The sequence below is a fragment of the Microbacterium sp. No. 7 genome, assembly GCF_001314225.1.
Lineage (GTDB): Bacteria > Actinomycetota > Actinomycetes > Actinomycetales > Microbacteriaceae > Microbacterium.
Map to the genome: position 1 here is coordinate 1,049,931 of NZ_CP012697.1, position 19,815 is coordinate 1,069,745.

Below are 19,815 nucleotides of genomic sequence, written 5' to 3' on the forward strand. Positions count from 1 at the left end.
GTCGCGGCCGTGCGGACCGTTCGCCGGTGGTGTCTCGGACGACGGGGCGGATGTCCGAGACGGGTCGCCTCTTCTTGCTCGAATCACTCGAACAGGTCGAGCAGGGTGGCTCCGCCGGGCGTGCCGATGATGCCGAGGGGCTTGGCCGTCGAGTCGTCGGTGATCTCGTCGATGTGCGCCTGGATGTCCTCGGGGGTCGCATCGGGGTTCGCGTAGCCGTCGTTCATCGCCAGCGAGAAGCGCTGCATGAGCCCGCCCTGCGTCAGCCAGGTCTCGCCCGTCACGGCGCACTCCTCGTGCGCGAAGTAGGCCACCATCGGCGAGACCATCTCGGTGAGCATCGTCGTCTTGAGCGTCTCCTTGAGCGAGTCGGGGATCTCGGCCGCCTCGGCCATGCGCGTCCATGCGGTCGGCGCGATCGCGTTGACCTTGATGCCCTGCTTGAGCGCCTCGATCGACAGGGTGCGCGTGTACGCGAACACCGCGCCCTTCGACGCGACGTAGGGCGTCTGGCCCTCCCAGCCGCTCAGCGTGGGCGAGGCCGTGTTGATGACGCGGCCGGCGCCGCTCGCGACCAGGTGCGGCCACGCGGCGGCGGTCACGGCGACGGTGCCGTTGTAGTTGACGTCGATGTGGCGGCGGATGATCTCGACGTAGTTCTCCTCGCTCGCGAACGCCGGCACGTTCATGCCGGCGCTGTTGATCACGATGTCGAGGCGTCCGAACGCGTCGATCGCCGCCTGCACGATGGCCTCGGCGTCGGTGGTCACGTCGCCGTAGTTGGCGACGGCCTGGCCGCCGGCGGCGACGATCTCCTCGACGACCGCGTCGGCGGCCGAGTGACCGGGGTTCTCGCCCTTGAGCCCGCCACCGAGATCGTTGATCACGATCGACGCTCCGCGCGACGCGAGCAGCAGAGCGTGGGACCGGCCGAGACCGCGACCGCCGCCCGTGATCAGCGCCACTTTTCCGTCAAAACGCAACATGTTCACTCGCCTTCATTGAGTGCAGGCGACGGCTCCACAATCCGAGGGCTCCGTCGCATTTCGGATGGTGCTCTGAGCCTACGGCGCGTGCCCGCTCGGGAACAGGGGTCAGATTCCTCCCATGTTCCCGGTGGCCCAGGGCTCGTTATTGTCGATAATATATTGATACTATGCCCGGCTACGGCGCCGGATGCAGAGGAGCAAGGGAGCGTCCTTACCATGCCCACCATCGTCGACCAGCTCGCCGAGTTCGCCGCGTCGGCGGCGTACGACACCCTGCCCGCGGACGTCGTGTCGGAGTCGAAGCGCATCCTGCTCGACTCGATCGGCTGTGCCGTCGCCTCGCTCGGCGACGAGGGCGCCCGGCGCGGCGTCGCCTACGCCCGCACGCTGGGCGGTGCGGCGGGAGACGCCACGATCCTCGGCACCGGGGAGCGCACGAGCGTCCCGGCTGCCGCCTTCGCCAACGCCGAGCTCATCAACGCGCTCGACCAGGATGCCGTCCTGCCACCCGGTCACGTGACCCCGTATGTGCTGCCCGGCGCTCTCGCCGCGGCCGAGGGCGTGCGCGCGAACGGACGTCGCCTGCTGGAGTCGATCGCCGTCGCGCACGAGATCTCGTTCCGCATCGGCAAGGCGACCGACTACCTGCGCGACATCGTCGACGGCGTCGTCACGATCCCGGCGGTGCTCGGCTACAGCAGCACGCAGTTCGGCGCGGCGGCCGCCGTCGGCGTCATCCGGGGATTCTCGGCCGACACCCTCGCCGACGCCCTGGGCATCGTGGGCTCGACCGCCCCGGTCAACTCGCAGCGGGCGTGGATGATGCACGCTCCCGCGACGACCATCAAGTACCAGCTCGCGGGGGGCCTCGCCCTGAACGCCGTGACGGCCGCGAGCCTCGCCGAGCTCGGGCACACGGGCGACCGGGAGATCCTCGACGACCGCGAGTACGGCTTCCCCCGCTTCATCGGCACGCGGCGCTGGGAGCCGGCGCCCATCACCGACGCCCTCGGCGAGGCCTGGACGTTCACGCCGTTCCAGTCGTTCAAGCCCTACCCGCACTGCCGCGTGATGCACGCGATCTTCGACCGGCTCATCGGCATCGTCGAGGAGAACGACCTGCGTCCCGACGAGATCGAGTCGATCGAGGCCTGGGGCGAGAGCTTCGTGCAGCAGCCCGTGTGGGTCAACGAGCACATCCGCAACCCCCGTGACGCGCAGTTCTCCATGACGCACGGGCTCGCGATGGCCGCGAGCCGCATCCCCGTCGGCCCCGCGTGGCAGGCGCCCGCCGCGGTGCACGACCCGGGCGTGCTCGCGCTCATGGAGCGCTCGACGTTCAGCCCTCACCCGGACCACGCGGCCGCGCTCGCGAAGGACCCTGCGGCGCGCACCTCGCGCGTCGCGGTGCGGGCGCGCGGCCAGGTGTGGACGGCCGACAGCAACTATCCGAAGGGCAGCCCCTCGCCGGAGGAGTGGAGCTACATGACCGACGACGAGCTGGCCGCCAAGTTCCGCCGCAACGTCGAGGGCGTCGTCTCCGACGCCGACGCCGAGGCGATCATCGAGGCCGTGCGGCACCTCGAAGACCTCGACGACGCCGTCGCGCTCACCGCGCTCGTGCGCCCGACCGCGACGGACTGACCCGGCCCGCGCGCCGAAGAGAACACCAACAAGGGAGTGTCAATGACGAACACCATCAACCTCGATCCGACGCACCTCGTCATCGGCGGCGAGGCGCGCCCCGCGCACTCGACCGCCCGCATCCCGCTCGTCAATCCTGCCACGGAGGAGCAGTTCGGCTCCGCCGTCGACGGCGACGCGCAGGACGTCGACGCCGCCGTGCGCGCGGCGCAGGAGGCGGCGCCCGCGTGGGCGGCGCTCACGCCGGTCGAGCGGGCCGGTCACCTGCTGCGGCTCGCCGACGAGCTCGAGGCGCGCGCGGAGGACATCGCGCAGCTGCTCACGAAGGAGAACGGGCTGCCGATCAGCATCGCCCGGGGCCATCTGGCGGCGACGCCGCGCGAGTACCGCTACTTCGCCTCCCTGGCCGAGAGGATCGTGCCCGAGGAGCACATCGAGACGGCGAACGGCGACGCGCTGATCCGTCGGGTGCCCGTCGGCGTCACGGCGATCGTCGTGGCGTGGAACGGGCCGCAGCCGCTCGTGGCGCGCAAGCTCGGCCCCGCGCTCGTGGCCGGCTGCACGGTCGTCATCAAGCCGGCCGCCGAGACGTCGCTCGACGCCTACCCGCTCATGGAGGCGATCGAGGCCGCCGGCATCCCCGCGGGCGTCGTCAACCTCGTCACGGGCGGGCGCGAGACCGGGGCGGCGCTCGTCGCCCACCCGGGCGTGCGCAAGATCGCCTTCACGGGATCGACGCGGGCGGGCGCGGCGATCGGCGAGGAGGGCGCGCGGCAGTTCAAGCGCGTCACGCTGGAGCTCGGCGGCAAGTCGGCCGGCATCCTCCTCGACGACGTCGACCTGGAGACGTTCCGCCCCTGGATCTTCGGCGCGTGCCTGCCCCAGTCGGGCCAGGTCTGCCGTTCGCTCACGCGCATCCTCGCGCCCGCGTCGCGGTACGACGAGATCGTGTCCTTCGTCGCCGACACGCTCTCGTCGGCGACGGTCGGCGATCCCACGGAGCCGACCACGGTCTTCGGCCCGATCGTCAACGCCTCGCAGCACGAGCGCGTGACCTCGTACATCCGGCTGGGCGTCGAGGAGGGCGCGAAGCTCGTCATCGGCGGCCCCGACCGTCCCGAAGGGCTCGACCGCGGCTACTACGTGGCGCCGACGGTGTTCCGCGATGTCACGAACGACATGCGCATCGCCCGCGAGGAGATCTTCGGGCCGGTGCTGACGGTCATGCCCTACGAGACGGTCGAGGAGGCGATCGCGATCGCGAACGACTCGGAGTACGGCCTGGCGGGCGGCGTGTTCTCGCCCGACCGCGAGCGCGCGACCGAGGTCGCCCGCCGCATCGAGGCGGGCAGCATCGGCGTCAACACTGCGGCGATGCCGGTGGAGGCGCCGTTCGGCGGCTTCAAGAACAGCGGCATCGGCCGGGAGCTGGGGCCGCACTCGGTGGACCCGTACCTGGAGTACCAGACGGTCTACCGCGCTCCGTGATGCGCGGCGGTCCCCGCTCCGCACGAGCGGGGACCGCGGCTATAATGTATAAAATAGGATCACCGGGCGCGCCTGCTTGCATCCGATGAAGGAGAACCACCACATGAAACTCATCCGCTCTCTGCTGTTCGTGCCCGGCAACAAGGAGTCCATGATCGACAAGGGAGCCAACGCTGGCGCCGACGCGATCATCCTCGACCTCGAGGACTCCGTGCCGCACGCCGAGAAGGAGGCCGCTCGCGCGCTCGTCGCGAGCCGTATCCCCGGCCTCGTCGCCGAGGGCAAGCGCGTGTGGGTGCGCATCAACCGCACGGCCCACATCTACGACCTCGACGACATCCTCGCCGTCGTGCAGCCCGGCGTCGAGGGCCTCGTGATCTCGAAGCCGTGGGGCCCCGAGGACGTGCACACGGCGTCGTGCATGATCGCCGAGGCCGAGGCGCGTGCGAACATCGAGATCGGCACCGTCAAGCTGATCCCGCTGCTGGAGACGGCGCGCTCGATGCAGCTGTGCTACGAGATCGCCCAGCACCCGCGGGTGGCGGGCATCGTGGGCGCGACCGCCAAGAACGCCGACATGGCGCGCGCCCTCGGCTTCGTCTGGACCGCGCAGGGGCGTGAGTCGGACTACCTCAAGTCGCGCGTCGTCATGGCGGCGCGCGCGGCCGGAAAGCAGCCGATCGGCGGCATCTGGCAGCAGATCAAGGACCTCGAGGGCCTCGCCGCGGCCTCGAAGGTCGACCGCCAGCTCGGCATGGCCGGCGAGCTCGCCCTGCACCCGATGCAGGTCGAGACGATCAACCGCACCTACACGCCGGATGCCGACGAGGTCGCGTACTACCAGGGCATGATCGACGCGCTCGACGCCGCGATGGCGCAGGGCCGGGCGTCGGTCATGTACGACGGCGAGCACATCGACATCGCGCACGCCAAGACGGCGCGCGACATCATCGCGCTGGCCGGCTCGTTCGAGTGAGCTGAGCGTCCGCGCGTCGCGCTGACCGACGGAGCCCTCCGCGATGCGGGGGGCTCCGTCGCGTGCGGCTCCGTCGGCGGGGTGCGTCGAGCGGTCAGGCGGAGGCGCGGAAGGCGGGCGCGACGTCGCGCAGCCATGCGCCGACGCGCTCGAGCGCTCCGCGCGCGCCGGCCAGGCGCGGCGCGAGCGCATGCCACACGTGGATCATGCCGTCGAAGACGTCGACCGTGACGTCGGCGCCCTGCGCGCGGGCGGCCTCCAGCAGCCGTCGCGCATCCTCGCGCAGATACTCGTGCGTGCCCGCCTGTGCGAGCACCGGCGGCAGACCGGTGAGGTCGCCGTACAGCGGCGACGCCGCCGGATCGTGCGGGTCGGCACTGCCCAGGTAGGCGTCGGAGAACAGCGCGAGCAGCGTCGGCGTGACCTGCGGATCGACGCGCTGCGCCGCGTCGGCGGGCCCGCCGGCAAGCGCCAGGTCCAGCCACGGCGACAGGCCGATGACGGCCGCCGGCCGCTCGCCGCCCGTGTCGCGCAGGCGCATCGCGGTCGCGAGCGCGAGACCGCCGCCCGCGGAGTCGCCGGAGATCGCGACGAGGCGCGCGTCTCCCGCCTCGTCGGCGAGGGCGCGGAAGGCGGACACCGCGTCGTCGAGCGCCGCGGGGAACGGGGCCGCGGGGGCCAGCCGGTAGTCGAGGCTCGCGACCGCCGTGTCGGTCGCGAGCGACAGCCCGGCTGCGACCGCGCGGGTCGTCGCGGGGGAGCCCAGCACGTAGCCGCCGCCGTGCAGATGCAGCACGCGTCGCGGCCGGGCGAGCTGCGCGGGGGTGCCGACGATCTCCGCGTCGAGCCCGCCGAGCCGCACGGCCCGTACCTCGTGCCCCTCCGGCACGGTCACGTTCGCCGTCGCGGCGACGAGCTGCGCGTCGCGCTCGGCCATCGTCGCCGAGTCGGGCAGCGCATACCGGCGCATCGCCTCGAGAACGCGGACGAGGTCGGCGTGCGGCGGCGTCTGCGGCCCGGGCCAGACCGGCGTGGTCCCGTCGGACGCACGATAGGTCGTGTACCCGGTGGAGGACGTCTCGGTGGGAGACGTCTCGGTGGGAGATGTCCCGGTGGGAGATGTCATAGCGGCGTCGCCTCCTCGCGGGCCGGTGAGCGGCCAGGATACATAATACGTAAATGGATATCGTGGCGGGCGGAGCGGTCGGGACGGCGTACTTCCGGGACCTGGGCGGCGACCGCGGCTTCATGCCCTTGCGCTCCGCGCGCTCGCGCTGGAGCGAGGAGCAGCTCATCGGGCCCGCCGTGGCCGGCCTGCTCGGCCGCGCGGCCCGGCGGGTCGCGCAGGGGCTGGAGCCGACGTTCCTGCCGTCGCGCTCGTCGGTCGAGATGTTCCGTGCGGCGCGTACGCAGCACTGCCGCGTGCGCGTGGAGACCGTGCGTCACGGCGGGCGCATCCTCACGCTCGACGCGTTCCTCGAGCAGGATGCCGGGGTCGTCGCCCGGGCTCATGTCACGTTCGTGCGGCCGGGGGATCAACCGGACGACGAGATCTGGTCGACGCCCGATGTGCCCGCGCCGCCGCCGCCCGGAACGCCGCTCGACGCCGTGGGCCGCTGCTTCCGCGGGGAGGGGGCGGACTGGACGACCGATGCGAGCGCGGTGCCCGTGCCCTCCCGTGTCGTGGTGTGGCAGGCGGCCGTCGACGTCGTGGAGGGCGAGACCCCCGCTCCGTTCGACTGGCTCACCGCGGTGAGCGACTTCGCGAGCATGACGACGCACTGGAGCCCGCGCGGCTTCCTGTTCATCAACGCCGATGTGCACCTGGCGGTCAGCCGCATGCCCGCGGGCGACGGCGTGGGATTCGCCGTGCTCGCCCACACCTCCCATGCGGGCATGTCGACGGGCACGGCGCTGCTGTTCGACGAGCGGGGCGCGCTCGGCACCGCGACCGTGACGGGACTCGCCCATACGCACGTGCGCATCGCGTGCGTGCCGGGGGGAGGGTTCGAGACGCTTCCGCTCCGCGAGTGAGGTCGTGGTGACGGCGAATGAGGGCTCGACCATTGATCTCACTTCATATATAATATGAAAACGGTAGTGGCATTGGGGCCGCTGCCGAACGCCTCGCACGACGAGGACGTGTTCACGAAGGAGTAGCGAATGACCGACAATCGACTCGAGGGCCGAGTGGCCCTGATCACCGGTGCCGCATCGGGCCTCGGCGCGGAGACGGCCAAGCTGTTCGCGAGCGAGGGCGCGGTCGCGGGCGTCGCGGACATCGACGAGGTGCGCGGGCAGGCGCTCGTCGACGAGATCGCCGCCGCGGGCGGGCAGGCCGTGTTCCTGCGCGTCGACGTCACCGACGGCGACACGATCACCGCCGCCGTCGAGGAGCTCGAGTCCCGCTTCGGCAAGCTCGACGCCGTCGTCGCGAACGCGGGCATCGGCGGTGCCGCTTCGCGCAAGAAGCTCGTCGACGTCACCGAGGAGGAGATGAACGTCGTCATCGACATCAACCTCGTCGGCGCGTGGCGCACGTTCAAGGCGGCGATCCCCGCCCTGCTCCGCGCGGGCGGCGGCACCATGACGCTGACGGGCTCGAACGCCGGGTACTCGATCCTCGGCGGCTCGACGCTGGGCGCCTACACGGCCGCGAAGTACGGTGCGACCGCGCTCACCCGCTTCCTCGCCAGCGAGGTCGCGCCCAGCAACATCCGCGTGAACGTCGTGCACCCCGGCAAGATGCTCACCAACTTCGACGAGGGCGTCGGACTCACCGGCGAGGCGCTCGAGGCGGCGAAGGACCGCCGTCGCCGCAGCGACCAGAACAACGAGGGCGCGCTGCGCGTGATGGCGCACCCCCGTGAGGTCGCCTTCGTGCACCTCTTCTTCCACTCGAGCGAGTCGTCGTTCGTCACGGGGCAGACGCTCGCCGCCGACGGCGGCATGGACCTGCTCATGGACAAGTCCCGCATGGTCACGGTCTGAGACGCCGCTGAGCGACAGCGGTCAGTCGGGCCACTCGCTCGAGGGCGTCCAGTCGGGGATCAGCCGCCGCACCTGGTCGTCGCGCAGGCGCACGAAGGTCGCCGTCGCCTCGGCGAGCCGCACGTCGGGCTCCTCGGCGCGCGCGATCCAGCCCGCCACGTCGACCTCGACGCCGGCCTGACCGGTCACCGTCGCGACGGCGACGAGCGGGGCGCCCAGGGGCACGGGACGGCGATATCGTATGTCGAGCCCGCGCGTCACGCGCGGGACGCCGAGCAGCTGCGGCACCCGCGCCAGCAGGTCGTCGAGCACGAGGGCGCTCACGCCGCCGTGGGCCGCGCCGGGCGGGCCCTCGTGCGCCCGGCCGAGCGTGAACGCGACCCGCACGGCGTCGTCGTCCCAGGCGTACGCGAGCGGCGGCGACAGCGGGTTCGCGACGCCGCGGCCGAGCGTGAAGGGGCGCTCGCCGGGCCCCGAGCCGTCGTAGGGCGAGGGCTCCAGTGGCCTGCGTGCGTCGCGCGCGAGCAGGGCCTCCGCGCGGCGGCACAGCTCGTCGGCCTCGGCGAGCTCACCGGCCGAGACCCGCGTCTCGGTGAGCGTCATGACCAGCCGGCGCACCGTGTCGCCGAGCGTCTCCACGGCACGGCGGGCCGCGTCGTCGGCATCCATCCGGTCTCCTTCCACCGCTTCCTCCGCGTCGTCGCCCGGCGCGCGGCGCGCGCAGCGAAGACGGAGGGGCGGGATCCGCAGACCCCGCCCCTCCGCGTCACGACCCGTCGGTCGCGTCAGATGGCGCGGCCGCCCGCGACCTCGATCGTGATGCCCGTGATGTAGCTCGACATGTCGCTGGCGAGGAAGAGCACGGCCTGGGCGATCTCGGCCGGCTCGCCCATGCGGCCGAGGGGGATGCCGGCGAGGCGCTCCTTGAGGGCCGCCTCGGGCATCGCCTCGGTCATCGCCGTGCGGATGAGGCCGGGCTGCACCGCGTTGACGCGCACCTTCGCGAAGCCGACCTCCTTGGCGGCCGCCTTGGTCAGGCCCACGATGCCGGCCTTGGCCGCGCTGTAGTTGGTCTGGCCGGGGTTCCCGATCTTGCCCGAGATGGACGAGATGTTGATGATCGAGCCGCCGCTCGGCTGGTCGCGCATGACGTCGGCGGCCGCCCGGGTGCCGAGCCACGAGCCGCGCAGGTGCACGGCGATGACCTGGTCGAACATGTCCTCGGTCATCTTGCGCATCGTCGCGTCGCGCGTGATGCCCGCGTTGTTGACGAACACGTCGAGCGAGCCGAAGCGGTCCTTCGCGGCCGCGATGAGCGCGGTGACGTCCTCGCCCTTCGACACGTCGGTGGCGACGCCGATCGCGCGGTCGCCGATGCCGAGGCGCTCGGCTGCGGCGGACGCCGCGTCGGCGTTGAGGTCGGCGATGACGATGTTCGCGCCCTCGGCCGCGAGCGCCTCGGCGATCGCGTAGCCGATTCCCTGCGCGGCGCCGGTGACGACGGCGGTGCGGTCCTGAAGCAGTGGCATGTGTCTGTTCCCTCTCGTGGGCCTTCTATGGACGATGAGTATGGCGGACGCTCAGGGAGCGAGCACGCCGTCGGCGCGCAGCTGCGCGATGCGGTCGGCGTCCACGCCCAGCACGCTCTGCAGCACGTCGTCGGTGTTCTCGCCGAGAGACGGCGCGGGCTGCGCGTCTGCGACGGGCGACGCCGCGAAGCTGAGCGGCACGCGCGGCGCGAGCACCCGGCCGACGCCGGGCTGGTCGATCTCGGTGAACAGGGGGTTCTCCGTCGAGCACGCCGGGTCGTCGTTCACGAGCTGCTCGAACGTCTGGAACACGCCCTGCAGCACACCGGCGGCGGCGAGCCTCTCGGCCGCCTCCGCCGCCGTGCGCGCCGCGAACCACGGCCGCAGCACGGCGTCGATCGCCTCTCGCGCCTCGTAGCGCCCGCCCTCGGTCGACAGGTCGATGTCGAGCAGCGGCCCGATCATCGCGAGCTTCTCGGCGAGGCCCGTGGCCTTGCCGAGCGAGCTCCAGTGCCGGTTCGAGATGACGGCGACCATGACCTCGCGGTCGTCCGCCGTGCGGAAGCTCTGGCCGTAGGCGCCGTAGAGCCCGTTGCCGAGCGGGCCGCGCGTCGACCCCTTCGTCTGGATCTCGGCGACGTAGCCCAGGTTGCCGACGGTGGCGAGCATGACATCCGAGAGGGCGAGGTTCACCTCCTGGCCCGTGCCCGACGTGCGGCGCTCCAGCTCGGCGGCGAGCACGCCGTTCGCGATGTAGACGCCCGCGATGACGTCCCACGCCGGCAGGGCGTGGTTGACGGGCTTCTCGTCGTGTCCGGTGATCACGGGGAAGCCGCTCGCGGCGTTGACCGTGTAGTCGACGGCGGGGCCGCCCGTGTGCGTGCCCGTGAGGCGCAGCATCACGAGGTCGGGGCGGTGCTGCACGAGGTTCTCGTAGCTCAGCCAGCCGTGCGCGGGCAGGTTCGTGACGACCGTGCCCGCGTCGGCGATCAGCTGCGTCGCGAGCGCCTGGCCCTCCGGGCTCTTGAGGTTGAGGGTCACCGAGCGCTTGCCCTTGTTGAGGCTCGCCCAGTAGATGCTGCGGCCCTCGTCGGTGATCGGCCACCGCGTGTAGTCGATGTTGCCGCCGATGGGGTCGATGCGGATCACGTCGGCGCCCAGCTGCGCGAGCGTCATGCTGCCCAGGGGCGCGGCGACGAACGCGGAGATCTCGATGACGCGCACGCCCGCGAGCGGTGCGGGCCGGCCGGATGCCGTCATCACACGACCTCGAAGATCGCGGCCATGCCCTGGCCGCCGCCGATGCACATGGTCTCCAGGCCGCGGCCGCCGCCGCGGCGGTGCAGCTCGTGCACGAGCGAGGTCATGATGCGCACGCCCGTGGCGCCCACGGGGTGGCCGAGCGAGATGCCGGAGCCGTTGACGTTGAGGTTGTCGATCGACTCCAGGCCCCAGCCGCGCACGACGCCGAGCGCCTGCGCCGCGAACGCCTCGTTGAGCTCGATGAGATCGATGTCGCCCCACGAGCGGCCCGTGCGGCGGAACAGCTTCTCGACGGCCGGCACGGGGCCGAGGCCCATCGTCGCCGGGTCGCAGCCGACCGCCGTCCAGCCCTCGAGGAAGGCGATGGGCTCGAGGCCGTACTCGTCGAGCTTGTCCTCGGCGACGATGAGGCACGCGGCGGCCGCGTCGTTCTGCTGGCTCGCGTTGCCGGCGGTCGTCACCCCGCCCTTCATGATCGGGCGCAGCGCGGCGAGCGACTCGACCGTCGTGTCGGCGCGCACGCCCTCGTCCTTCGCGAAGACGATCGGGTCGCCCTTGCGCTGCGGCACCTCGACGGGAACGATCTCGTCGTCGAACGCTCCCCGCGCCCAGGCGGCGGCCGCGTTCTGCTGGCTGCGCGCGGCGAACACGTCGGCCTCCTCGCGCGTCACGTCGTACTGCTTGGCGACGTTCTCGGCGGTCTCGATCATGCCCGAGATGTAGCCGAACCGCTCCACCGGCTGCGAGCGCTCGCGGCCGCGGTCGAGGCGGTCGTAGAAGGTGACGTTGCCGGCGCGCTTGCCCCAGCGCATGTCGGTCGAGTAGTACTCGATGTTGCTCATGCTCTCGACGCCGCCCGCGATGACGACGTCGGCGGCGCCCGTCTGCACCATCATGGCCGCGGTCGCGATCGACTGCAGGCCGCCGCCGCAGCGGCGGTCGAGCTGCATGCCCGCCGTGTGGATGGGCAGGCCCGCCTCGAGCGCGATCCAGCGGCCGACGCACGGCGTCTCGCTCGACGCGTACGACTGCGCGAAGACGACGTCCTCGATGAGCTCGGGGTCGACGCCCGAGCGCTCGATCACGGCCTTGACGACGGTCGCGCCGAGCTTCTCGACGGCGACCGGCAGGAGGGACTTGCCGTAGGCACCGACGCCGGTGCGGACGGGGGAGACGATGGCGGCTCTGGTCATGGCTTTCTCTCTACTCTGTGGTGGGTTCTCACCGGAAGGCGATGCGCGCCGCGACGGCCGTCTGGCCGCCGGGCGCGATGACCGCGAGCTCCTCGGCGCCGTCCTCCGCCGCGCGGCCGACGACGTGCAGCTGCTCTCCGGCGAAGATCGGCGAGCGTGCGGTGAACTCGTAGCGGGTGATCTCGGCGCCGGGGTGGTTGTCGCGGAAGCCGGCCACGATGAGCGTCGCCGACAACGGCCCGTGCACGACCAGGCCGGGGTAGCCCTCGACCTCGGTCGCGTAGGGGAGGTCGTAGTGGATGCGGTGCGTGTTGAACGTCACGGCCGAGAAGCGGAACAGCAGGCGCTCGTCGGGCACGACGGTCTGCGACCAGTCCCAGCCCTCGGGCACGTCGGTGGCCTCGCGCGGAGGGCGGCGCGGCGAGCCCGCGGCGGGGTCGGGCGCGACGGCCTCGCGGTAGACGATCGTCTGGCGCTCGGTGAGCGCGTGCACGCCGTCGGCCTCCACGTCGTGGCGCAGCACGACGAAGCACAGCCGTCCGCTGGAGCCGCTCTTGGGTGTGATCGACTCGATCGTCGACGTCTTGCGCAGACGCTGTCCCACGCGGATCGGCGCGGTGAAGTCGATGGTGCTGCCGGCCCACATGCGCCGGGGCAGGTCGAGCGGAGGCATGAAGCCGCCGAGCCGGGGATGCCCGTCGGTGCCGAGCTCGCTCTGCGGTGCCGTGGGCGTGAACTGCAGCCAGTGCCCCGTGGGCGTGAGGGCGGCGGTGTCGATGCCGTCCTCGGCGACCGGCCGGTCGAGCAGTGCGGCGAGCTGCACGACCGCGGCGCGGGACGCGACGTCGTCGACGGCTTCGGCGCGGCCGATCCATGGGCTGTAGTCCGGGGTGGTCTCGGTCATGCGCTCCGTCTCCTTCGATCGGCAGGATCGCGACGCCAATATTGTATAGCGCGTTGCGTCGGACGAGATGCTTATTCTAACAGAATGTTAGATTCTGCGACAGCCGGCACGCGCCGCGCCAGTGAAATATCAGTTTCTTATGCTTGTGTAGATTCGAAGCCATAAATAGAATATTTCTCGCGCTGACCGGCGCTGCACGAAGGGGTGCCCGAGGTCATCCCGCTCACAAGCCACGTCGCGGCCCGACGACGCCGTCGCGGTGCCGCACGACACAGCAGCACAGAGGAGAACGATGATGTTCACACCGAAGAGAGCGGTCGCCGTCGTCGGCCTGGCCGCCGCCGCGCTCGTCGCCACAGCCTGCAGCGGAGGCACCTCCGAGCCCGCGGGGAGCGGGGACGCCGCTGCGCCGTCGGGCGGCACGATCACGATCGCCGCCCCTCTCGCGCTCACCGGCTCGGCGGGCTCCGTCGGGCTGGAGGTGCGCAACGGAGCCGAGCTCGCGATCGAGGAGATCAACGCCGCGGGCGGCATCGGCGGCCGCGAGCTCGTGCTCAACGCGCAGGACACCGCCGGCGACCCTGCTCAAGCCGTGCAGGTCGTCTCGTCGATGTCGCGCGATGCCGACACGATCGCCCTTCTCGGCCCGCTGCTCACGCCCGAGGTCGCGGCCGTGTACAACTCGATCGCCGAGACCGGCATCGTGATGATCCCGCCCGCATCGCTCGGCGCGATCCCCGGCGTCGAGGGCGGCGAGTTCAACGACTGGACCTTCCGCGTCAATCAGCCTCTGCAGTACGTCGCCACGCCGCTCATCGTGAAGGCGATCGAGGAGACGGACGCCAAGAAGGTCACGGTGCTGGGCCTGAGCGACAACCCGACCAACAAGGAGATCGCCGACTGGTGGGAGGAGGGGGCCAAGGGCGCCGGCGTCGAGGTGCAGCGCATCGACTTCCCCAACGCGACCACCGACTTCTCGGCCATCGCCACGAGCATCGCTCCGGACAGCGACGTGATCGCTTTCTCGACCCTCCCGTCGCACACCGCATCGCTCACCGCGCTGCTGCGTCAGAGCGGGCACAAGGCTCAGTTCCTCGGTGAGACCGCCATGCTCAGCCACGAGGTGTGGGACAACTCGGGCGGCGCCACGCTGGGCGCCTTCGCCTACAGCCCCTTCCTCCCCGACGCCAACGACCGGGCCAAGGCGTTCACCGAGGCCTTCACGGAGAAGTACGACCTCCCGCCGTCGCTGTTCAGCGCGCTGGGCTACGAGTCGATCTACCTGATCGCCGAGGCCGCCGACGAGAACGTCACGCGCGACTCGCTGCGCGAGGGTCTGAGCACGCTCTCCGGCTTCGAGGGAGTGACCGGCACGCTCGGCTACGACGGCAGCGGCGACGTCCTGCGCGGTGAGATCCCGTTCGTGCACATCATCGACGGCGGCGGCGTGGAGAAGATCGGCGAGATCGTCCCCGAGAACGCCGGCTGACGAGCAGATGACGGAGACGGCACCCGGTTCGCCGGCGCCGCTGCTGGAAGCCGTCGGGGTCGAGGTGAGCTTCGGAGGAGTGCGCGCGCTTCAGGGCATGGACCTGACGCTCGGGCACGGCGAGTCCGCTGCTCTCATCGGCCCCAACGGCTCCGGCAAGAGCACCCTGGTGAACGTCATCACCCGCATGGTCGACGTCGACAGCGGCACCGTCCGCATCGGCGGCGTCGACGTGACGCGGGCCAAGCGCCATGAGCTGATCAGCCACGGCGTCGCCCGCTCGTTCCAGCACGTGCGGCTCATCCCCGAGCTCACGCTGCGCGAGAACGCCGAGGTCGGCATCGCCCACCGTGATCTCAAGCGCCCCCTCGGCGAGATCCGCACGTGGTTCGGCACCGGCGCTCGGCGCGACGCGCGCGCGACGGTCGACGAGGCGCTCGACCTCATGGAGGTCCCCCGGACGATCCGCGACCGCCTGCCCGGCCAGGTCCCGTTCGCGATGCAGCGTCTCACCGAGATCGCGCGAGCCCTCGTCACACGCCCGAAACTGCTGCTGCTCGACGAGCCCGTCGCGGGTATGAACCCCGCCGAGGTGCGTTCGTTCCTCGAGGCGGTCCGCCGCATCAACGCGTCCGGCTGCGCCACGCTGCTCATCGAGCACAACATCGACTTCGTCATGAGGGCGGCGACCCGGGTGACGGTCGTCAACCGCGGCCGGCGGATCGCGCACGGCACGGCCGACGAGGTGCGTCGCGACCCCGCCGTGATCGAGGCCTACCTCGGTACGCGGCATGCGAAGGAAGGAGATGCGCCATGAGCGCCGACAGCTACCTGCGGGTGCAGGACCTCAGCGTGTCGTACGGCGCGATCCGAGCCGTCGACGGCGTGTCGTTCGACGTCCCGCAGGGCACGGCTGTGGCACTCCTCGGCGCCAACGGCGCGGGCAAGTCGTCGCTCATGGCCGCCCTGCTCGGTCTCGTGAAACACCGCGGCACGGTCACGCTCGACGGAAGGGACCTCACCGGCATGCGGCCCGAGCGGCGCGCAAAGGCGGGGCTGTCATCGGTTCCTGAGGGGCGTCAGGTCTTCAGCCGGCTGTCCGTGCGTGAGAACCTGCTCATGGGCGCCGGACTCGGAAGCCGCTCGGCCGAGGCGAGGCTCGACGACGTGCTGCAGCGGTTCCCGTCGATCGCGGGCCGTCTGAACGAGTCCGCCTCGCTGCTCAGCGGCGGCGAGCAGCAGATGGTCGCAGTGGGCCGCGCCCTCATCACGGAGCCCAAGGTGCTGCTCATGGACGAGCCCTCGCTCGGCCTGGCGCCGTTGCTCATCGAGGAGATCTTCCGGGTCATCGCCGAGCTGCGCGACGCCGGGACGACGATCCTGCTCGTCGAGCAGAACGCCGGGCTCGCGCTGGACGTCGCAGACTTCGCCTATGTGCTGCGCACCGGCCGTCTCGTCGTGGGCGGCACCGCCGCGGAGGTCGCGGCGCGCACCGACATCGAAGACGCCTACCTGGGAGGGGTCGAATAGTGGACATCTTCCTCGCGCAGCTCGTCAACGGTCTCACGATCGGCAGCACCTACGCGCTCGTCGCGCTGGGCGTCGTGCTGATCTTCTCCGTGCTCGACGTGCTGAGCCTCGCCCAGGGCGAGATCTTCCTGGCATCCGCCTACATCGGCTTCGTGTGGATCCTCGGCCTCACGGGCAACATCCCGCTCGCGATCGTCGCCGTCATCGTCGGCTCGCTCGTGCTCGGGGCCGTGGTCGAACGCGTCGCGGTGCGTCCGGCGCTCGGGGGCGGCCACATGGGGACCCTGATCTCCACGGTCGGCGTCGGCATCGTGCTGACCAACCTCGTGCTGATCTTCTTCGGTCCCTACGCCAAGCCCGTGCCGAACAGCTGGGCGGCGACGATCCTGCCGCTCGGCGTGATCACGCTGCGGCCCATCGACATCATCGCGGTCGTCGTGCTGATCGTCGGCTTCGCCGGCCTCAGCTTCATGATCAACAGGACACGGCTGGGCGTCGCGATCCGCGCCACCGCGGAGAACCCGAGGGTCGCGTCGACCTTCGGCATCAACGTGGGCAGGATGCGATCGCTCACCTTCATCGTCGGCTCGGGCTTCGCGGGCCTCGCCGCCGTCATCCTCGTGATGAAGTACGGCAGCATCACGCCCGTGCTCGGCATCGAGTTCACGCTCAAGGCGCTCATCGTCGCCGTCATCGGCGGCACCGGCAAGATCATCGGCGCGGTCATCGCGGCGTTCGGCCTCGGCATCATCGAGGCGATGACGACCGCATACCTCGGTGCCGACATGGTCGTGCTCGTCGGCTACGGCCTGCTGCTGCTGTTCGTCATCCTGCTGCCGGAGGGCATCTTCCGTCAGCGTGTCCGAAGGGCGGGCTAGCCATGAACCTCGACTACGAGCTGCTCCTGATCCTGCTCGGCATCAATGCGATCGGTGCCCTGGGCTTCTACTTCACCCTCTCCAGCGGCCAGTTCTCGCTCGCGCACGGCGCGTTGTTCGGCATCGGCGGATACGCGGGCGGATACGTCTCGACGGCGCTCGGCATGCCGCTGCCCGTCGCCCTCGTCGCGGGCTTCGTCGTGGCGGCGGTCGTCGGCGGCGTTCTGGCACGGCTGCTGGCACGGGTGCGCGGTCTGTACTTCGCGGTCGCGACCCTCGCCTTCGGCGTCGTCGCGATGGAGCTCGTCAAACGCATCCCCGGTCTGGGCGGCGCTTTCGGCCTCGGCGGCATCCCGCGCTATACGAGCCTCGTCGTCGTGCTCGTCGTCCTGGTCGTCGTGGCGGTCGCCGTGTACCTGTTCGATCGATCGCCGCTCTACGTCGCGCACGCCGCGGCCCGCGTCGATCAGGATGCCGCAGTCGTGATGGGCATCGACGTGGCGCGCACACGCGGCATCGCGTTCGCGATCGGCGGCGGCATCGCGGGCATGGCCGGCGTGCTGTACGCGGGCTTCACGACGATCGTGTCGGCCGACACCGGCAGCTTCACCCACAGCCTGGCGTTCCTGCTCATGGTCGTCATCGGCGGCGCGAACAGCTGGCGGGGCCCCATCCTCGGCGCGGCCATCTGGACGGCGATGCCCGAGCTGCTGCGCGCGACCGACGAGTGGCGCATGGTCGTCTTCGGCGTCGCGGCGATCGCGATCATCGTCTGGCGGCCGCAGGGCATCATCCCACGACGCATCTTCCGTCCGCGCCGCGCCGAGAGGCGGCACGCCGTCGAGCCGGCGTCCGGAGCAGGCGGATGAACGCGCGTCCGCACAACACCTCCACCCAACACGAAGGAGTGATCATGTCCGACACCACCCCCGCCCTCGTCAATCCGTTCACCGTCGAGGGGCAGGTGCTGCTCGTCTCCGGCGGCGGCGGCGCGATCGGCGGCGCGATCGGCCGGGTCTTCGCCCGGTCGGGCGGTGCGAAGGTCGCCGTCGCCGACCTGGCCGGCAACCCGCGGCACCACGAGCTCGCGGCCGAGCTGCGCGCGGAGGGCTTCGAGGCGGTCGCCGTCGACGGCGACATCACCGTCGAGGCCGAGGCGAACGCGCTCGTCGCGCAGGTCGAGAACGAGCTCGGTCCCGTCGACATCCTCGTCAACAACGCGGGCATCGCCAGCCAGACGCCGTTCTGGGAGACCACGTTCGACGACTGGCTGCGCGGGCTCAACGTGCATCTGAACGGCAGCTACCTGCTCACCCGTGCCGTCGTGAACGGCATGCGCGAGCGCGGGCGCGGCTCTCTCATCCAGATGAGCTCGATCGCCGCGCAGCAGGGCACGCTCACGGGCGACGCGGCGTACTCGACGGCCAAGGCCGGCCTGGTCGGCTTCACCAAGACGCTCGCGCAGACGCTCGGCCCCTTCGGCATCCGTGCCAACGCGATCGCCCCGGGGGTCGTCGACACGCCGCTGCTGCACTCCGTGCACAACGAGGAGAGCCTGGGCCGCATCCTCGCGCGGGTGCCGATGCGCTCGCTCATCGACCCGGTCGAGATCGCCAACGTCGCGCTGTTCCTCGCCTCGCCCGGATCGGCGCAGGTCACGGGCCTCACGGTCGACGTCGGCGGCATGGTCATGCGTTGAGCCCGCGGCCGACGCCCGGGGATCCCCTGTCCCGAGAACGGGGGATCCCCGGGCGGGCGCGGCGGCCGGCGGGATCAGCCGCCGGCGGGGAGGACGATCGCGCTCGGGCCGTCGGCGAACTGCTGGCCGGTCGGGACGGGCTCGTGCGCGGACCGGACGAGGCCGCCGTCGGGCTGGATGCGCCACGTCGTGATGTCGACGGGACGCTCCTTGCCGAACGCGGGAGACGACACGAGATAGAGCCACTCGCCGTTCGACGAGATCGTCGAGGTCGCCGGTCCGACGCCCGTCGCGAAGGGCGAGCCCGGCACGGGTGCGAGAGCGCCGTCGCTCTGGATCTCGTATCCCGTCACGGTGTTCGACAGGGTGTTCGCGAAGTACACGTACCGGCCGTCGGGGGTGAGGGCGGGGTTGTGCGGGATCCTGCCGGTCGGATACGGCGAGCTCGGCAGCTCGCTCAGCGACCCGGTCGGCGACACGCGGAAGGCGCTGATCGACTTCGACTGCTCGTTGGCGACGTACAGCGTGTCTCCGTCGGCCGAGAACGCCGGCGTGATGGGGAAGACGCCCCCCGACTTCGTGCGCTCGACGGGCGCCGTGAGGGAGCCGTCGTCGCGGATGTCGAGCCGTACGACCGACTTGGCGATCACGCTCGCGACGTAGAGGTGCGTGCCGTCGGGCGAGATGATCGGCTGAGCCGCGCCGTCGGTCCGCTTGCCCAGGGGGACGGGCGGGCCCGCGAGGTGCGGCGTGCCGTCGTCGTCGAGGCGCACGTGCGCGATGCCGCCCTTGAAGAACCCGGCCCGCCACGAGCCGACGCCCAGATAGAGGTTGCGGCCGTCGGCCGAGATGTCCATCGAGACGGGGGTCAGGGGGAGCGGGAGCGGCGCGCCGAGCTGCTGCAGCGTGCCGTCGTCGCGCACGCGGAAGGCGACCAGCTGCGGGCTCTTCCTCTGGTGCGCGCTGAAGCGCGATCCGAGGCCGTGCCCGGGGGCGACGTAGACGACGCGGCCGTCGGGCCGCGCCTTGATCGCGAAGGTGCCCGCCCCCGTGGGGTACGGCGATCCGGGGAGCGGCGTCAGCGAGCCGTCGGCGTGGGCGTCGTAGGCCGCGATCGTGCCGCTCTGCGCGACGACGTACAGCCGGTTGATCGGCGCGGGGGTCTGCGTGTCGGTCATCGTGCGCGCTCCGGGGTGTCCATGGCATCTCCTTCGATGGCGGAATGGGAGCTCCCTCATGCTA

General features: G+C 71.3%; 19 protein-coding genes. 11 read left to right on the top strand and 8 right to left on the bottom strand.

Annotated features, from left to right (window positions below):
- Positions 1–83: 83 nt before the first annotated feature.
- Positions 84–986, bottom strand: a complete 903-nt coding sequence (locus AOA12_RS04635; RefSeq protein ID WP_082406466.1) for an SDR family NAD(P)-dependent oxidoreductase — start codon at positions 984–986, stop codon at positions 84–86.
- A gap of 219 nt (positions 987–1,205) precedes the next feature.
- On the opposite strand from AOA12_RS04635, the gene AOA12_RS04640 reads away from it, so the two are divergent.
- The 3 genes from AOA12_RS04640 to AOA12_RS04650 all read left to right on the top strand — a co-directional run bounded on the left by AOA12_RS04640 (position 1,206) and on the right by AOA12_RS04650 (position 5,097).
- Entirely contained in the window at positions 1,206–2,633 is a 1,428-nt protein-coding gene (locus AOA12_RS04640) for an MmgE/PrpD family protein (RefSeq protein WP_054680806.1), read from the top strand.
- Between the two features lie 42 nt (positions 2,634–2,675).
- The gene (locus AOA12_RS04645; protein WP_054680807.1) at positions 2,676–4,121 is read left to right on the top strand and encodes an aldehyde dehydrogenase; all 1,446 of its coding nucleotides are present in this window, start codon (positions 2,676–2,678) and stop codon (positions 4,119–4,121) included.
- A 103-nt stretch (positions 4,122–4,224) separates the two neighbouring features.
- Positions 4,225–5,097, top strand: a complete 873-nt coding sequence (locus AOA12_RS04650; RefSeq protein ID WP_054686787.1) for an HpcH/HpaI aldolase/citrate lyase family protein — start codon at positions 4,225–4,227, stop codon at positions 5,095–5,097.
- 94 nt (positions 5,098–5,191) lie between these two features.
- On the opposite strand, the gene AOA12_RS04655 is transcribed toward AOA12_RS04650, so the two are convergent.
- A complete protein-coding gene (locus AOA12_RS04655; RefSeq protein WP_054680809.1) occupies positions 5,192–6,223 on the bottom strand; it encodes an alpha/beta hydrolase in 1,032 nt (343 codons plus the stop codon).
- Between the two features lie 53 nt (positions 6,224–6,276).
- Here AOA12_RS04655 and AOA12_RS04660 point away from each other — a divergent pair, with 53 nt between their 5' ends.
- Together AOA12_RS04660 and AOA12_RS04665 are read left to right on the top strand one after the other, a co-directional pair.
- Positions 6,277–7,131, top strand: coding sequence for an acyl-CoA thioesterase domain-containing protein (locus tag AOA12_RS04660; RefSeq protein ID WP_054680811.1), 855 nt, complete (start codon positions 6,277–6,279; stop codon positions 7,129–7,131).
- A 129-nt stretch (positions 7,132–7,260) separates the two neighbouring features.
- Positions 7,261–8,088 (top strand): SDR family NAD(P)-dependent oxidoreductase, encoded by an 828-nt coding sequence (locus AOA12_RS04665; RefSeq protein WP_054680813.1) that lies wholly within the window; start codon positions 7,261–7,263, stop codon positions 8,086–8,088.
- A 21-nt stretch (positions 8,089–8,109) separates the two neighbouring features.
- Here the strand turns inward: AOA12_RS04665 and AOA12_RS04670 are convergent, their stop codons facing one another.
- The 5 genes from AOA12_RS04670 to AOA12_RS04690 form a co-directional block, all read right to left on the bottom strand.
- Positions 8,110–8,757: a PaaI family thioesterase gene (locus AOA12_RS04670; protein WP_054680815.1), complete on the bottom strand. Its 648-nt coding sequence runs from the start codon at positions 8,755–8,757 to the stop codon at positions 8,110–8,112.
- Positions 8,758–8,873: 116 nt separating this feature from the next.
- Entirely contained in the window at positions 8,874–9,617 is a 744-nt protein-coding gene (gene fabG / locus AOA12_RS04675) for a 3-oxoacyl-ACP reductase FabG (protein WP_054680817.1), read from the bottom strand.
- Positions 9,618–9,668: 51 nt separating this feature from the next.
- Positions 9,669–10,877, bottom strand: coding sequence for a CoA transferase (locus AOA12_RS04680; protein WP_054680819.1), 1,209 nt, complete (start codon positions 10,875–10,877; stop codon positions 9,669–9,671).
- The gene (locus AOA12_RS04685) at positions 10,877–12,073 is read right to left on the bottom strand and encodes an acetyl-CoA C-acetyltransferase (protein ID WP_054680822.1); all 1,197 of its coding nucleotides are present in this window, start codon (positions 12,071–12,073) and stop codon (positions 10,877–10,879) included. Before AOA12_RS04685 ends, AOA12_RS04680 begins: the two co-directional genes overlap by 1 nt.
- A gap of 28 nt (positions 12,074–12,101) precedes the next feature.
- Positions 12,102–12,977 (bottom strand): FAS1-like dehydratase domain-containing protein, encoded by an 876-nt coding sequence (locus AOA12_RS04690; protein ID WP_054680824.1) that lies wholly within the window; start codon positions 12,975–12,977, stop codon positions 12,102–12,104.
- A 295-nt stretch (positions 12,978–13,272) separates the two neighbouring features.
- On the opposite strand from AOA12_RS04690, the gene AOA12_RS04695 reads away from it, so the two are divergent.
- The 6 genes from AOA12_RS04695 to AOA12_RS04720 are packed head-to-tail and all read left to right on the top strand — an operon-like array spanning position 13,273 to position 18,573.
- Complete coding sequence (locus AOA12_RS04695; protein ID WP_231637182.1) at positions 13,273–14,466, top strand: ABC transporter substrate-binding protein; 1,194 nt, start codon at positions 13,273–13,275, stop codon at positions 14,464–14,466.
- Between the two features lie 7 nt (positions 14,467–14,473).
- Positions 14,474–15,283, top strand: coding sequence for an ABC transporter ATP-binding protein (locus AOA12_RS04700; protein WP_054680828.1), 810 nt, complete (start codon positions 14,474–14,476; stop codon positions 15,281–15,283).
- Positions 15,280–15,996, top strand: a complete 717-nt coding sequence (locus AOA12_RS04705) for an ABC transporter ATP-binding protein (RefSeq protein ID WP_054680830.1) — start codon at positions 15,280–15,282, stop codon at positions 15,994–15,996. Before AOA12_RS04700 ends, AOA12_RS04705 begins: the two co-directional genes overlap by 4 nt.
- Positions 15,996–16,874, top strand: a complete 879-nt coding sequence (locus tag AOA12_RS04710) for a branched-chain amino acid ABC transporter permease (protein ID WP_054680832.1) — start codon at positions 15,996–15,998, stop codon at positions 16,872–16,874. Before AOA12_RS04705 ends, AOA12_RS04710 begins: the two co-directional genes overlap by 1 nt.
- Positions 16,875–16,876: 2 nt before the next feature.
- Positions 16,877–17,743, top strand: coding sequence for a branched-chain amino acid ABC transporter permease (locus AOA12_RS04715; RefSeq protein WP_054680834.1), 867 nt, complete (start codon positions 16,877–16,879; stop codon positions 17,741–17,743).
- A gap of 44 nt (positions 17,744–17,787) precedes the next feature.
- Entirely contained in the window at positions 17,788–18,573 is a 786-nt protein-coding gene (locus AOA12_RS04720; protein ID WP_054680836.1) for an SDR family NAD(P)-dependent oxidoreductase, read from the top strand.
- Between the two features lie 74 nt (positions 18,574–18,647).
- Here the strand turns inward: AOA12_RS04720 and AOA12_RS04725 are convergent, their stop codons facing one another.
- Entirely contained in the window at positions 18,648–19,751 is a 1,104-nt protein-coding gene (locus AOA12_RS04725) for a lactonase family protein (RefSeq protein WP_054680837.1), read from the bottom strand.
- Positions 19,752–19,815 lie beyond the last annotated feature (64 nt).